This window comes from Niallia sp. MER 6, from assembly GCF_023714395.1.
In the GTDB taxonomy this organism is placed as follows: Bacteria; Bacillota; Bacilli; order Bacillales; family Cytobacillaceae; genus Niallia.
This window is the reverse complement of record NZ_JAMAUK010000017.1, coordinates 46,935-60,657: the sequence shown is the minus strand read 5'-3', so window position 1 is coordinate 60,657 and position 13,723 is coordinate 46,935. Positions and strand designations below refer to the sequence as shown.

Here is a 13,723-nt window from a genome sequence, read left to right as displayed (position 1 = left end):
GTTGACACAAAACATCTGTTCGTATTAAAATGCAAATATAAGCGAACGTACATTCTAAATAAAGGGTGATTTACAATGGTCGAAAAAATTTGGAGAAAACATTCATACTCTATCATACTTATAATATTCAGCTTAGTGACATGCTTTATCATCGCATTAAAGTCCAGTCATGCAGATACAGATAAATACATAAAGGTAACAGTTAGCAAAGGGGATTCCCTATGGGAGATTTCTGATCAATATGAGGGTTTATACAGCATGCCAAAAAAACAGTTTATCAAATGGGTGGAAGACCATAATGACATTGCCAGTAATCAGATTCAAACAGGAGAAGAGCTGGTTATTCCAGTCCTGCTAGAAAAGCAGAACACAATGCTTGCAGCAGACTAAAGCAGTAATAAACAATATTATGTTAATATGGATTGCAGATGCCGCTTGCTTATAAATTGCAGGCGGCATCTGTGTATTAAAAACTTGTTAATGGTGGTTATAAAATGGACGTTGTAATATATTGCAGAGTATCTACAGACAAAGAGGAACAGGCAACCTCTTTAGTAAGACAGGAAGAAGAGCTCCTCCAGCTCGCCAAAGAAAAGAATTTTCGTGTCTGTCATATCATTAAAGAACAGGCAAGCGGTTTCGACCTCGAAAGAGATGGCCTGCTAGAGCTGCTTGAAATCATAAAGGAAGAGAATATCGCAGCCGTCTTGATACAGGATGAGACAAGACTGGGGAGGGGGAATGCAAAGATTGCTATACTGCACTGCATCTTGCGTGAAAAGGTAAAGCTTTACAGCATATCACATGCAGGTGAGCTGGTTTTATCTGATGCAGACTCCATGGTGCTGCAAATCGTTAGTCTTGTGGAAGAATACCAAAGAAAGATACATAATATTAAGATTAAAAGAGGTATGAACAGAGCGATTGAAAACGGCTATAAGCCAGCAGAAAACCTGCGGAATCAAGGTGTTCATTCAGGAAGAAGCCGCTTGGAAGTTCCAGTAGAAGAAGTGGTTAAGTTGAAGAAGAACGGACTAACCTTCGCAGAGATTGCGTCTACCCTTCGTGGTTTAGGCTATGAATTTTCGAAAGCGACGATTCATAGAAGATATCAAGAGTTTATGGATGAGAACAAAGACGCTGCCAAATAATGCTGATAAATGTAAAGCTGCACTTCTTTATGTTATAATGAATTTTTCATAAATAACTTAACTATGTTTCCATATATATTTCGGGGATTTCCGTAATGGAAGAAGGAAAGGAGAAAATGCAGATGATTTCAAATGAAAAGCTTAATCGCATAAACGAGTTGGCAAAAAAGAAAAAAGAACAAGGCTTAACTGAAGCAGAAGCAAAAGAACAAACTGCATTAAGAGCTGAATACTTAAAAACATTCCGTTCTAACATGCTTACAACACTAGAAGGTGTTAAAATCTATGACCCAAATGGTGATGATGTAACTCCTCAAAAAATTAAAGACATTCAAGAAAAGAAAAAATTGCACTAAAAAATCATGGCTTAGTTTGCCATGATTTTTTTTTATTTCTGACGATTAACGGAATTTGTTAAAAAGTTGAAGATTTCACTTTCAATAAAAGATGGTTAATGGAATCACAAGAGGTGAGAATGGAATGGATCAAACAGAAATCAAGGTGTACTTTAAAATCTACGCAGATGATTTTCCATTGGAGCAGGTTACAAAACGCTTGGATATATACCCAACAAAAATTTATAAAAAAGGTGACTTCATTAGAAAGATAAATGAAACGAAAAACTTAACTAGAAGCTATACATCTTGGGAACTCAGTACCGGGTATCAAGAATCTCTTGATACAGGAGAACTGATATCGCAAATTATAAGACAATTACAGGGGAAAACTACTGTTATAAATGATCTTAGAGAGGAATTTGGCTTAGAATGCAGTTTCGTTATCGTGATAAAAATTAATGATGGATATTCACCAAGTTTGCATTTAGATAGCCATTTAGTAGAATTCGCTTCCAAAATTGAAGCAGATTTTGATATCGATTTATATGCCAATCCTTACTAGAAAACATAAAATTTCTTTGTATGAAATTCAAAAAAATTTTAGGATTTTTTGTGAATTTGGTTAAGATATAATGAAAGAATTGGTAAACAGGGAGATTAAATAGTCATCATGGTATTTTTTTTTACCGAAATTGGGTTTATACTATAAAAGTCAGACATCTTATAATCTAATGAGTTGTGTTATAAAGCCGAGACATTTATTATAAGTATGTACGATTTATAAATGAGAGGATGTTAGTGAATGACAGAAACAATTGATAACTTAGCTATTAGTTCAATCCGCACATTAGCGATTGATAGTATTGAAAAAGCTAATTCCGGCCATCCTGGAATGCCAATGGGTGCAGCTCCGATGGCATATAAATTATGGACTTCTTTCATGAACCATAATCCAAAAAATCCAACTTGGTTTAACCGCGATCGCTTTGTTCTTTCTGCAGGCCACGGTTCTGCATTGCTATACAGCATGCTGCATTTATCCGGTTATGATTTATCAATCGAAGATTTGAAGCAATTCCGCCAATGGGGAAGCAAAACTCCTGGACATCCAGAATACAAGCACACAGCTGGTGTTGATGCAACAACAGGTCCACTAGGTCAAGGTATTGCAATGGCTGTTGGTATGGCAATGGCTGAAAGACATTTGGCTTCTGTTTATAACAGAGATTCATATCAAGTGGTAGATCACTTTACATACGGCATTTGCGGCGACGGCGACTTAATGGAAGGTGTTTCTGCAGAAGCAGCTTCACTTGCAGGTCACTTAAAGCTTGGAAGACTAGTTGTTCTTTATGATTCAAACGATATCTCATTGGACGGAGACTTGGACAAGTCCTTCTCTGAAAGTGTAGAACAACGCTTTAAGTCTTATGGATGGCAATACTTGCGTGTTGAAGATGGAAACGATCTTGCAGAATTGACAACTGCTTTGGAAGCAGCTAAATCAGATGAAAACCATCCAACATTGATTGAAGTGAAAACAGTTATCGGATTCGGTTCTCCAAACAAATCTGGTAAATCTGCTTCACATGGTGCTCCACTTGGTGCAGACGAAATCAAATTGACGAAAGAAGCATACAAATGGACTTTCGAAGAGGATTTCTATGTTCCTGAAGAGGTTTACGAGCATTTCAAAAAAACAATCGCTGAAAATGGTGCGAAAAAAGAGCAAGAGTGGACAGAACTTCTTAAACAATATGAAGGTGAATATCCGGAGCTTGCTAAACAATTCAAGCTTGCAATCGATGATAAATTGCCAGAAGGCTGGGATAAAGATATTCCTGTTTATGAAGAAGGCAAGAGCCTTGCAAGCCGTGCTTCTTCTGGAGAAGTGCTTAACGGTATCGCTAAAAACGTTCCTTCCTTCATTGGCGGTTCTGCTGACTTGGCAGGAAGCAACAATACAATGATTAAAGGAGAAAAAGATTTCACTCCTGAAAACTTTGCAGGCAGAAACATCTGGTTCGGAGTAAGGGAATTCGCAATGGGTGCTGCTATGAATGGTATCGCTCTTCACGGCGGATTAAGAATATTTGGAGGAACGTTCTTCGTATTCTCTGATTACCTTAAACCAGCAATCAGACTTGCAGCAATCATGGGCTTGCCTGTAACTTATGTCTTTACACATGACAGTATTGCAGTAGGTGAGGATGGTCCTACACATGAGCCGGTTGAACAGCTTGCTGGTTTGCGTGCATTGCCAAACCTTTCCGTAATTCGTCCAGCTGATGGTAATGAGACAGCAGCTGCTTGGAAGCTTTCTTTAGAATCAACGGACAAACCAACTGCTTTAGTATTGACTCGTCAAAACTTGCCGACTATTAAAGGGACGGATGTTAACGCATACGAAGGCGTTTCTAAAGGTGCATATGTCATTTCACCAGCAAGCAAAGAAACTCCAGATGCACTTCTAGTAGCAGCTGGTTCAGAGGTAGGACTTGCGGTTGAAGCACAAAAGGCATTAGAAACAGAAGGAATTTCTGTATCTGTTGTCAGCATGCCATCATGGGATCGCTTCGAACAGCAATCTGCTGAGTATAAAAACAGCGTTCTTCCAAAAACAGTGAAAAAACGTCTTGCAATTGAGATGGGAAGCTCACTAGGCTGGCATAGATATGCTGGAGACGAAGGCGAAGTATTGGCAATCGATACTTTCGGAGCTTCTGCACCAGGAAATAAAATTCTAGCAGAATATGGCTTTACAGTAGAAAATGTTGTAGCACGTCTAAAAGCAGTGCTTGATAACAACTAATATATACAGAAAAAAGAAGAGCAGATTGCTCTTCTTTTTTTTGAACAGAATCTCTCGAATATGCCAATAAATTTCGAATTCGACAAAACTAGTCTGTTTTTTTAACAGCTTGAGACACAACTTGTATATTTGCTTCCTTATAATAGAAGAAAAGAATGCAAATAGGCGGGTGTGCAAAGGGTATGAGAAAATATTATTTGTATTTGATTAAAGAGGATATAGCAACTGATTATCTTGGGAAAGAAAGAATGTTTTACAAATTATTTTCTGAGCATACTAAAACAGATGATTCCTTGCTTAAATTAGAGACGGCAAAGCAAATCGACTATATCACACTTCCTATATCTGTGTGGAGACTCCAGAAGCTATTGTTTGGCGATCTGCAAAAAAACAAAAGCTTCAAGCAGCAGGACAGCCATACATATTACATAGAAAACGGCAATTTAAGCAGTGCGCAGCTGAGGCTCACCAAACAATACATAGTTATTGAAGCAGAAGGGTATTATGATGCTGAGTCGATTTTCTTTGAAATTTTGCGAAAAAATGAACCGTCCTTTTTGGCGATTGACGTGGAAAATGCCCGATTTGGCTGGTTAAAACCAATAAAAGAAAGAAATTTGATATGAACATGAGAAATTATTGGACAAATATTGTATAATATTCTTTGGTCTAGTACACTAAGTAATAGACAACATGAAGGAGGAAAAGATATATGCTATGGCTTTATATTCTAATTGGTGTTTTGGCACTGATTGCTGGACTAGCTATTGGGTTCTTCATCGCGCGTAGATACATGATGACTTACTTGAAGAACAACCCGCCAATTAACGAGCAAATGCTTAAAATGATGATGATGCAAATGGGAATGAAACCATCCCAAAAGAAAATCAATCAAATGATGGCTGCAATGAACAAACAACAAGGGAAATAAACCTTTGTGGTTGTAGGTTCTACGCTGTTACATAGCGTTTAATAGATAAAGGTTTCCCTAAAAATGCCTTGTAGAGTGAATCTTTCATCTAGAATTTACATCGCATTTGGTTTAACCTTCTGGTGTAACTTTCATCAAACTAATTTAAAACCACTTTTCCTGTGAAAACATAATCATAGGGAAGGTGGTTTTTTCATTGGAATTTGAAGATGTATTAAACGAGTATTTATATCATTGTGAAGCAATGGGTTTTACCCCATAGACCATGGTAAATAAACGTCAAGAGTACAAACAACTCAAACAGTACCTAAATGAAAAGCTTGGAATTGAACAATTAGAAAACATAACAATATTTGATTTAAAGTCCTATGTACGGCTAAAACAGAAGGATGGATTAAAGCCACAGAGTATAGTGTCTATGTTTAAGATGGTATCAGCTTTCTTTAGTTGGTGTGAGAAAGAAGGTTAATAAAAACAACTTTTATTTAGACTTTAGCTAAGTTTTTGAGAGATGTTTAAAAAAGCAATTAGAAAACTAATTTTATTATTGAAAGGAAATAATTATAGTGATACAAAAGTACTATTATTTGTATTATTTGGTTGAAATAATGAGTAATTATTACTATACTGTAATGGTGAGAAATAATTACGGAGGTTGGAAAAATGTTTTTACGCAATAAACGATTGGGATTGGTTTTAGTATTATCTGTTGTATTACTTCTAGCTGCTTGTGGTGGCTCTACTAAAGATAAATTAGTGGGAACTTGGAAAGTTGTAATAGATGGGGAAACTGCTGGACATCTAGAAATAGGTGAAGAAAGATTAATAAACAAGGATGAATCAGTGACTGCAGAGTACATAGTTACCGAATCAGAAGATGGTAACTTTTTGCTAGAAGTAATTAATCCGGAAGACGGAACTAATGAATTATTATTTGAAGGTTATTTTGAAAATAAAGACAAAATCATTGTAGTAAAATCTTCAAGTGGAACAGAAGAAGATTCCCAGTTAATTAGAGAGTAGATAAAAGAGAAAGATGAAAGGTGCGTATTACGTTTAGTATATGCCTTTCATCTTTCTTTATTGTTAATAATAGTACATTAACCTTTGGGTGTTTTATTGATAAATGCAGACTTTTTATTAGTAATAATATAAGTGAAATTGAACACTAATAATAGGAATGGTATAATTTTTACTTGTACAGCATTAAGAGGGAGATGTAATAACCATCATGGATGTCATAATTGTTGATCTAGAAAATCAAATTACTTTCAACAAAGGGGAAAAACAATACATTATAGAGATTGGAGCTGCAAAAGTTAGAAACTCCAAAGTCATTTCTACTTTCAGGCGCATTGTTTTACCAAAGACAGGACACATAAGAAAATCATCTAGAAAAATGATCGGTATTACAGAGGCTGAAATGCGCAAGGGAATCCCTTTGGCTATAGCGATGAAGGAGTTTGAAAAGTGGATAGGTGAAGATGATTACTATATATGTACGTGGAGTCCATCTGACCTCAATATATTAATTAATAATTATTCAATTGACGCATATCCTATTTCCTGGTTAAAAAACTACACTGACATACAAAAACCAATTTCTAAAGTATTAGGAAGTCATCATCCTGTTAGCTTAAAAAAGGCTTTAGAATTTGCAAATATTAATCATGAAGGAAAGTTACATTCTGGACTGGATGATTCTATAAATACTGCACACTTATTTATTAAGTATGAAAATAAGATTCACTTATTTGAAAATAATATCAATGAATTATTTGTAAGTAATCTATATAAGAAGTGTCGAGAATGTGGGAAAATCGTATACCATAACGAAATTGAAAAAGGCAAATGTAAGCAATGTAGTAGTAAAGTAAGAAAAAAGGTAACTTTATAAAACAGGGAATTTAAAATGAAATTAGCCCATTATAGGGCTTTTTTATTTTATAATAATGTAAAAAGTAAATGGGGATTATTATGATTACAGAAAAGTATAACTTAAATCAATCAACGTTGGATTTTTTAATGGAATACACTAAGTTGGTTAAATCAACTTAGACGTTTTGAATATATCTATAAGTTCCTGATTACTAATAACCAGTGAAGAAGTGGAAACATATTATCCAACTGCAATTAGTAAGTCATTATGGTATGCAATACATATAAGTGACCAGTGGTTAAAGTTAGGGAAAGGTTAATACAAGCGAATGGAAGTACAGTAATGGGCTTTCTTATTTTTGGATAAGCGTATAAAATAAAAAGCCTTCACTTGTCCTTAGTGAAGGTTAGATCGGTGTATAACTTACTTCGCTTAATTATGTAAGTTACAGTAAAGTATATTATGGGATTTTATGGTATGTAAACGAAGAACAAACACTATTTTTATTAATTCTTTTGTAAATAAACAGAGATTTAAAAAAAGGGACATCGTTAGCTATTGAAACTGTTTATACATGACAGAAGGTGAGAAGTTTATCTACTATTGGTGGCTTTGGCTTTCTATTATTTTTGTTGGTGTGATTATAGTGGGAATATTTGAGTTTAGAAAAGAGAGACGATGAGTAGTGAGTATGAATGAAATGGTTTGTGAACTATTGGCTAAAAAGATTTAAGCTTGTAATTGAAGATATAGCTAATCTACTTAATAAGGCGAGAATACCGCCAAGTTATAAAATTTTTAGTAAGGTGTTCGTTATTAAGAAGGAATTGTTTGTTATATCACCGAATACTAATAATAGTGGAGGTGTATTCAATATGAAAGAATATATTGTTTATTTTACTTATGGAAATGATGAAAAAAGAAGCTTGGTTATTCGGCACAATCATTTAAGCAATGCTACAGGCTTTATTTTAAAGAATCAGTGGATTCAGGATTCAGTTACAGGAGAATATTTTAATTTTGATAAAGTGTTAAGCTTCTCTGTTGAAGAAGCACCTAATGATTTTACGAGAGAGATGTATTAAGATAGAAAATTAGTACAAGGCATCCTGTTGGATGTCTTTTTTATATATAAAGATTATTAGCAATGGTGAAAAACCAATAAATTTGTCGTTTTTTGCGATTGCCGGGGGAATAATTGAATATATTATTCCTCAAGAAAATCCCCCTCTTTTCATAAAGTGGGGGATTTTTTATTTAGAAACTTTTTTGGGATTAGCGGTAGTTTCCATTAATTTATTTATAAGTATATCTAGTTCCTGACTGCAGCTGATTACAATGGGTGAAGCAAAACCATGTTCTTTTGCAGCTTCAACTAATTTTTGTCTTTTTATTTCTATTAAGTAAACCAATTGCTGATTTGACATGGTATTAGTCCTTTCTAGCTTTATGATTCGTCGAACATCCTTGTTACTTAAATCATGTACATGCCGCCGAAATCTTATGCATCAAAAGTGTTATCTATTTCTTAAGCTATTAAAAAACTTTTACTATGCATGTCTATATCTTGATTATAGCGATTTATGGAATTTAATGCAAAAAATCTGTAAATATCATATTAAGGAAAGCTTGTCATATAGTATATGGATGGACATAAACAGGAGGGATTTGATGAGTGATATTAATTTGTTTATATCCTTAGGAGCAGGCTTCTTAAGCTTTCTATCTCCATGCTGTCTTCCGCTTTATCCGGCATTTCTCTCCTATATTACAGGAATGTCTGTTGGCAGTATGAAAAATAATGCTGTACTTCTACAAAGAACAAGCATTTTGCATACAATCTTTTTCCTGATAGGGTTTTCTTCGATTTTTTTTGCTTTAGCATTTAGCACTACGTTAATAGGGACATTATTTGAAGAGCATATGGAGTTGTTGAGAAAGGCAGGATCGATTATTATCATTGTTTTTGGTTTGTTTATATTAGAAATAATCAGACCGAAATTTTTAATGAAGGAACGGAGAATCACATTCCGTGAAAGGCCAGCTGGTTTTTTTGGTTCCTTTTTAATCGGAATAAGTTTTGCAGCAGGCTGGACACCATGCTCTGGACCAATTATAGGTGCTGTTCTTTACTTAGCGAGCACAAATCCAGCCTCGAGCATTCTCTATATGTTTGCCTATATTTTAGGGTTTGCGATTCCCTTTTTGCTGCTTTCCTTTTTCATTGGGAGTATGCCTGTCATTCAACGATACAGCAGGTCTTTTATGAGAATAGGAGGAGTTTTTATGATAATTATGGGAATTATTTTGTATTTTAATGGGCTAAATGTCATAATTCGAGCTCTTTCGCCAATCTTTGGAGGCTTCAAAGGCTTTTAAATTTTTTACTTTCCTGTATAATAATAGGTAAGGGAAATGCCCGCAAACTTATCAAAAAATAGTGATTGAAAAGATCACAAAGATTCGATATATTGTTTAAGGTGCTAATTTATAGATGGAAAAGTATTTGTCCGTTTTTTGTTGAGGAGGAACAACTATGGCAAGAATATTAATAGTAGACGATGCAAAATTTATGAGATTGACACTCTTTAACATACTAACCAAAGCAAACCATGAAGTGGTTGGTGAAGGAGAAAACGGGAAAGATGCTATTCGCCTGTATAGGGAATTAGATCCAGATCTAGTCACTATGGACATTACAATGCCAGAAATGAGTGGACTTGAAGCAGTCAAAGAAATAAAAAAAGAATTCCCAAATGCTAAAGTTGTTATGTGTTCAGCAATGGGACAGCAAAAAATGGTAGTAGAAGCAATTGAAGCAGGAGCAAAGGATTTTATTGTTAAGCCGTTTGATGAAAACAGAGTTTTAGATGCTGTCAATAGAGTATTGAGCTAATGTATAATGGAGTTTTTAGGGTATGATGCAAATCATATCCGTTTTTTAATTCTTTTAAAAAAAGCTAAATTTTGTTACTATATAATAGGATTAAATGATAATAGCCAATCGGCTGGCTTAAATAAAAAGGAGAGATGAGCAATGACATCAGTCATTCTATCATCAATTGTAGCTATTTTCATGGGGACATTTTTTATGGTCGTCCGAATGAAAGCGGCAAAAAAACCAGTATCAGCAAAAAAAATTATCTTGCCTCCAGTCATGATGAGCACAGGCGCGCTCATGTTCGTTTTTCCGATGTTTGCGGTAACGACAACGGAGATATTGGAATCTTGTATTATAGGTATGCTTTTTTCTATCTTGTTGATTAAAACCTCAAGTTTTGAGATAAAGGAAAATGATATATACTTGAAAAAGTCGAAAGCCTTTATTTTTATTTTATTTGGGCTTCTTGCTGTTCGGATTGTCGCTAAATTAATCTTAAGCAGCTCCATAGATGTGGGAGCACTAAGCGGAATGTTCTGGATTCTTGCTTTTTCGATGATTGTACCTTGGAGAATAGCGATGTTAGTTAACTATAAAAAACTAGAAGCACAGCTTAAAGCTAGTTAAAGCCTTATCCTTTTTGGATAAGGTTTTTTATTATAGCAGGCTTTTCAAAAAAAGACGAGAACTAATACTGGGAAAGGGAGGGCGATGCAGGTGGATGGAGTATATTATGTTTATCATCTAGTTACAAGAAAGAAAATGGCGCTTGGCCAAGTTCTGAACTTTGATAAGAATGAAGCTAATAATCTTTATCGATTCTCTTTCGAAAGAGACTGGAAAAATTCTCAAGGAGAAGACTTTATGAGAATTTTCTATAATAACTTTTCAGCAGATGAACTGAACTTAAAGGACGAAGATGCAAAAGTTGCCTTTGAATATGTTGGCCAAACCGTTCGCGCTATTAGAGAAGTAATTGTAGAAATGGTAAGGCTTCAAGAATTTCCCGAATATCCTTCACGATTGTCTTGTTTGTATGCTGCCAAAAGCTATGAAGATGCATTAAAGTGGAAAGTATTATTTGATTCTTTTAACCGCAATGTTTTGCAAATTGTTAAATTAAAGGTTATAGGCAGTTGTTTTGAAGGTGATGGCAGTCTTCTGCCAAAAGAAGATGGGGCAACATTTGCACATAAGATCAAGGAAGCAAGAGAATATTGGAAAGAAAATATAGGAAATGAGCTTCCAGAACTATTAATAAACGGCAGGATAGAAGTGGTAGAAATAGTAGATGATTATACATCCGAAGCATAGCTGCATAAAAATTTTTATAGTAGCAAATTACATGTTTTCCTCTATGGTTTGTGTGTTAGTAAAAACACCTCCCATTTCTGCAAAACAGGAGGTGTATTAAATCCTTCTAGTGAGGATAGTTATTCCGATTTTTCCAATCTTCATAGAAATTCTTCAATGTGCCGTGGATGCCATGTAAAGCTAATAATATTAAGTACAGCATCATAACAGTAGCAATCTCTCTTGTGATAAATGCAATCGCAGCAATTAACAGAGTGGAAAAAGTAAATAGCAATTTGTTATTCATCGTTTACCTCAAAAAGTATATGTATTTGAACACTAAGCGTGAACTAATTCATTTTAACATAATATTTACCATATAAGTCTAAGATTCTCATGACTTTTTTATATCTTATAGAAGTAAGCTGAAGTATAATGAAAGCGTATACTTATAATTGGGAAAATAGGAGGTAAATGGAATATGGGTAATTTGCTTCTCGAAGAAAAGTTTGAAAATACAAAGTTGAACAGCTTGCTTCAGTGGCGGTGTGAGCCGAGAAAATGGTACGTCGATGAAAAAAGCTCGCAATTAGTGTTAGAAACAGATCAGGAAACAGATTATTGGCAAAAAACACATTATGGCTTTCAAGCAGACAATGGGCACTTTCTGTTTATAGAAACAGATAAGAACTTCAGGATGACAACAAAGGTAAAAACATACCCAAAATCAAAGTATGATCATACAGGTTTGATGATTCGCTATTCACAAGATGTCTGGGTTAAAACTTCTTTAGAATATATCACAGATGAGCTCAGTAAATTAGGAGCTGTCGTTACTAATCAAGGGTACTCGGACTGGTCGACTCAAAAAGCGGAATCTAATGAGACAAATCTGTACTTCCGAATATCGAGAATAGCTCAAAACTGCTATGTTGACTTTTCGTGGAATGGTAATGACTGGTCGCAAATACGTTTAGCTCATTTGGATATTCCAAATGACGCACCAATTTCTGCTGGAGTATTCGCATGCAGTCCTCAAGGAAAGGAACAAACTGTGCAATTTGAATTTTTGACAATAGAAGAGCTTTCAGCAGATCCGAACGAAGCTTACCTTTAAAAGTTGCCAATAGGCAGCTCTTTTTTTTACTTACATCCAGTCTGCTATTAGACTTTTACCTCCATCGCTTTTCTTTTTTCTATGAATCTTATTCCTTCATCTATTACAAAAAATAAAATAGAGCTGATTAATGAAAATAACGTAAAAAACCATAATAGAAAGAAGGGAAGGAAACCAAATAAAATATGTAATCCAAAGGTAAATGCCATTCTTCCTTCAGGAAGTTTGTTTGCTATTTTTTCGATAAGGATGGAAACAGGGAGACCGTAAAGCAATAATCCTAACCCTATATAAACGGAATACATAAATAAATCACCAATAAAGTCTGATTGCATTTCCATTTCAGAAAACCATAAATTTGCAGGCAATAATATTGTAATGAATGAAAGAGATAAAAGGAAGGTAAACATGCAAGCAAGTAATTTTCTTTTTAACATAGTTTCTGCTCCTTATATTTCTGAAAAGATATTTCTTTTGTATTTGTTTTAGAAAATTATACCATATCCATATACACTTTATTCCACTTTCTGTTAAAGTAACAATAAATACAAAAGGAGGAGGTCTATATGAAACAAGTTCCCCGCTTTACAGATTATTATGATAATCAACTTCTCGAAATTGATGAACAAATTTGTTCTTTATTACAACAACGTAAAATCCTTTCCAACGATAATCCAGGTGTACCACCTGAAGAAATTCTTTCTAGCTGGGCAAATCAGTACGAACTTTATCCGAACTTTTTATATCAATTATTTGGAGCAATGAATTATGATCACATATTTAAATCGACAATAGAACCAGTTGGTTTCAGAAAACAGATTGCTGTGCAAAAAGTAAAGGAGATAGCTGGCCGTTTTTATTCCTTAACCGTTATTCGCCAGTATGAGAATACTAGTGTCATAAAGCTTCATGTTGACTGGGAAGAGTCTGAAGAGACACCAATTATGACCAGAATCAAAAAACAAAATCCTACCTACGCTTTAAATATTACCGACAAGCAATATGAGTGCCGAAACAATCAATCAGGCGGTTCAACAGGACATTATACATATAGTTTTATTGTTTCTCCAGCCCTACCAGATGATGTTTCAGGCATTCGTTTAGTATTTAAAGAATATAGAGATTTTTTAATGGATGAACCAACAGGGCTTGAAATAAAAATGAATCTATAGAACTGTGAAGGTGCTTATCAGCAGAGCCTTACTGTATCTTCGTTTATCAAAATTAGGGGAGGCAGAGCTTGTATCAAGTGTGATATGGAAATATCAGATAGCGGTAAGGCGATGAAATACTATAAGTTGTATTTCTTGCGTTTCACCAT

At 34.7% G+C, this 13,723-nt stretch carries 19 protein-coding genes; 16 read left to right on the top strand and 3 right to left on the bottom strand.

Annotation, left to right across the window (positions count from 1 at the left end):
* The first annotated feature begins 75 nt into the window (after nt 1-75).
* From yneA to M3600_RS18395, 10 genes are all read left to right on the top strand, one after another.
* Entirely contained in the window at nt 76-390 is a 315-nt protein-coding gene (yneA, locus tag M3600_RS18440) for a cell division suppressor protein YneA (protein ID WP_233314067.1), read from the top strand.
* Nucleotides 391-494: 104 nt separating this feature from the next.
* Nucleotides 495-1,151 carry a YneB family resolvase-like protein gene (locus tag M3600_RS18435; protein ID WP_233314066.1) on the top strand — a complete coding sequence of 219 codons (657 nt, stop codon included), beginning with the start codon at nt 495-497 and terminating at the stop codon, nt 1,149-1,151.
* A gap of 122 nt (nt 1,152-1,273) precedes the next feature.
* Nucleotides 1,274-1,507 carry a DUF896 domain-containing protein gene (locus tag M3600_RS18430; protein ID WP_233314065.1) on the top strand — a complete coding sequence of 78 codons (234 nt, stop codon included), beginning with the start codon at nt 1,274-1,276 and terminating at the stop codon, nt 1,505-1,507.
* A 124-nt stretch (nt 1,508-1,631) separates the two neighbouring features.
* Complete coding sequence (locus M3600_RS18425) at nt 1,632-2,051, top strand: DUF4279 domain-containing protein (protein ID WP_233314064.1); 420 nt, start codon at nt 1,632-1,634, stop codon at nt 2,049-2,051.
* A 240-nt stretch (nt 2,052-2,291) separates the two neighbouring features.
* On the top strand, nt 2,292-4,301 hold the full coding sequence (gene tkt, locus M3600_RS18420) for a transketolase (protein WP_233314063.1): 2,010 nt from the start codon (nt 2,292-2,294) through the stop codon (nt 4,299-4,301).
* Between the two features lie 182 nt (nt 4,302-4,483).
* The gene (gene sirA / locus M3600_RS18415; RefSeq protein ID WP_233314062.1) at nt 4,484-4,927 is read left to right on the top strand and encodes a sporulation inhibitor of replication protein SirA; all 444 of its coding nucleotides are present in this window, start codon (nt 4,484-4,486) and stop codon (nt 4,925-4,927) included.
* A gap of 86 nt (nt 4,928-5,013) precedes the next feature.
* Nucleotides 5,014-5,232 (top strand): YneF family protein, encoded by a 219-nt coding sequence (locus M3600_RS18410; RefSeq protein ID WP_127741347.1) that lies wholly within the window; start codon nt 5,014-5,016, stop codon nt 5,230-5,232.
* 663 nt (nt 5,233-5,895) lie between these two features.
* Entirely contained in the window at nt 5,896-6,255 is a 360-nt protein-coding gene (locus M3600_RS18405; RefSeq protein ID WP_233314061.1) for a hypothetical protein, read from the top strand.
* Nucleotides 6,256-6,463: 208 nt separating this feature from the next.
* On the top strand, nt 6,464-7,129 hold the full coding sequence (locus tag M3600_RS18400) for a 3'-5' exonuclease (RefSeq protein WP_251647012.1): 666 nt from the start codon (nt 6,464-6,466) through the stop codon (nt 7,127-7,129).
* Nucleotides 7,130-7,986: 857 nt separating this feature from the next.
* Nucleotides 7,987-8,196 carry a hypothetical protein gene (locus tag M3600_RS18395; protein WP_233314058.1) on the top strand — a complete coding sequence of 70 codons (210 nt, stop codon included), beginning with the start codon at nt 7,987-7,989 and terminating at the stop codon, nt 8,194-8,196.
* A 168-nt stretch (nt 8,197-8,364) separates the two neighbouring features.
* Here the strand turns inward: M3600_RS18395 and M3600_RS18390 are convergent, their stop codons facing one another.
* On the bottom strand, nt 8,365-8,538 hold the full coding sequence (locus tag M3600_RS18390) for an aspartyl-phosphate phosphatase Spo0E family protein (protein WP_233314057.1): 174 nt from the start codon (nt 8,536-8,538) through the stop codon (nt 8,365-8,367).
* 244 nt (nt 8,539-8,782) lie between these two features.
* On the opposite strand from M3600_RS18390, the gene M3600_RS18385 reads away from it, so the two are divergent.
* The 4 genes from M3600_RS18385 to M3600_RS18370 all read left to right on the top strand — a co-directional run bounded on the left by M3600_RS18385 (nt 8,783) and on the right by M3600_RS18370 (nt 11,306).
* Nucleotides 8,783-9,490: a cytochrome c biogenesis CcdA family protein gene (locus tag M3600_RS18385; protein WP_233314056.1), complete on the top strand. Its 708-nt coding sequence runs from the start codon at nt 8,783-8,785 to the stop codon at nt 9,488-9,490.
* Between the two features lie 157 nt (nt 9,491-9,647).
* Nucleotides 9,648-10,007 carry a response regulator gene (locus M3600_RS18380; protein ID WP_233314055.1) on the top strand — a complete coding sequence of 120 codons (360 nt, stop codon included), beginning with the start codon at nt 9,648-9,650 and terminating at the stop codon, nt 10,005-10,007.
* Between the two features lie 141 nt (nt 10,008-10,148).
* Nucleotides 10,149-10,619, top strand: a complete 471-nt coding sequence (locus M3600_RS18375; RefSeq protein WP_233314054.1) for a CcdC family protein — start codon at nt 10,149-10,151, stop codon at nt 10,617-10,619.
* 135 nt (nt 10,620-10,754) lie between these two features.
* A complete protein-coding gene (locus tag M3600_RS18370) occupies nt 10,755-11,306 on the top strand; it encodes a DUF2441 domain-containing protein (RefSeq protein ID WP_233314762.1) in 552 nt (183 codons plus the stop codon).
* A gap of 106 nt (nt 11,307-11,412) precedes the next feature.
* Here M3600_RS18370 and M3600_RS18365 read toward each other — a convergent pair whose 3' ends face one another.
* Nucleotides 11,413-11,592 carry a hypothetical protein gene (locus M3600_RS18365; protein WP_233314053.1) on the bottom strand — a complete coding sequence of 60 codons (180 nt, stop codon included), beginning with the start codon at nt 11,590-11,592 and terminating at the stop codon, nt 11,413-11,415.
* A gap of 174 nt (nt 11,593-11,766) precedes the next feature.
* On the opposite strand from M3600_RS18365, the gene M3600_RS18360 reads away from it, so the two are divergent.
* Nucleotides 11,767-12,402: a DUF1349 domain-containing protein gene (locus M3600_RS18360; protein WP_251647011.1), complete on the top strand. Its 636-nt coding sequence runs from the start codon at nt 11,767-11,769 to the stop codon at nt 12,400-12,402.
* A gap of 47 nt (nt 12,403-12,449) precedes the next feature.
* Here M3600_RS18360 and M3600_RS18355 read toward each other — a convergent pair whose 3' ends face one another.
* Nucleotides 12,450-12,839: a hypothetical protein gene (locus M3600_RS18355; RefSeq protein ID WP_233314051.1), complete on the bottom strand. Its 390-nt coding sequence runs from the start codon at nt 12,837-12,839 to the stop codon at nt 12,450-12,452.
* A gap of 129 nt (nt 12,840-12,968) precedes the next feature.
* On the opposite strand from M3600_RS18355, the gene M3600_RS18350 reads away from it, so the two are divergent.
* Nucleotides 12,969-13,574, top strand: coding sequence for a hypothetical protein (locus tag M3600_RS18350; protein WP_251647010.1), 606 nt, complete (start codon nt 12,969-12,971; stop codon nt 13,572-13,574).
* Nucleotides 13,575-13,723: the final 149 nt, after the last annotated feature.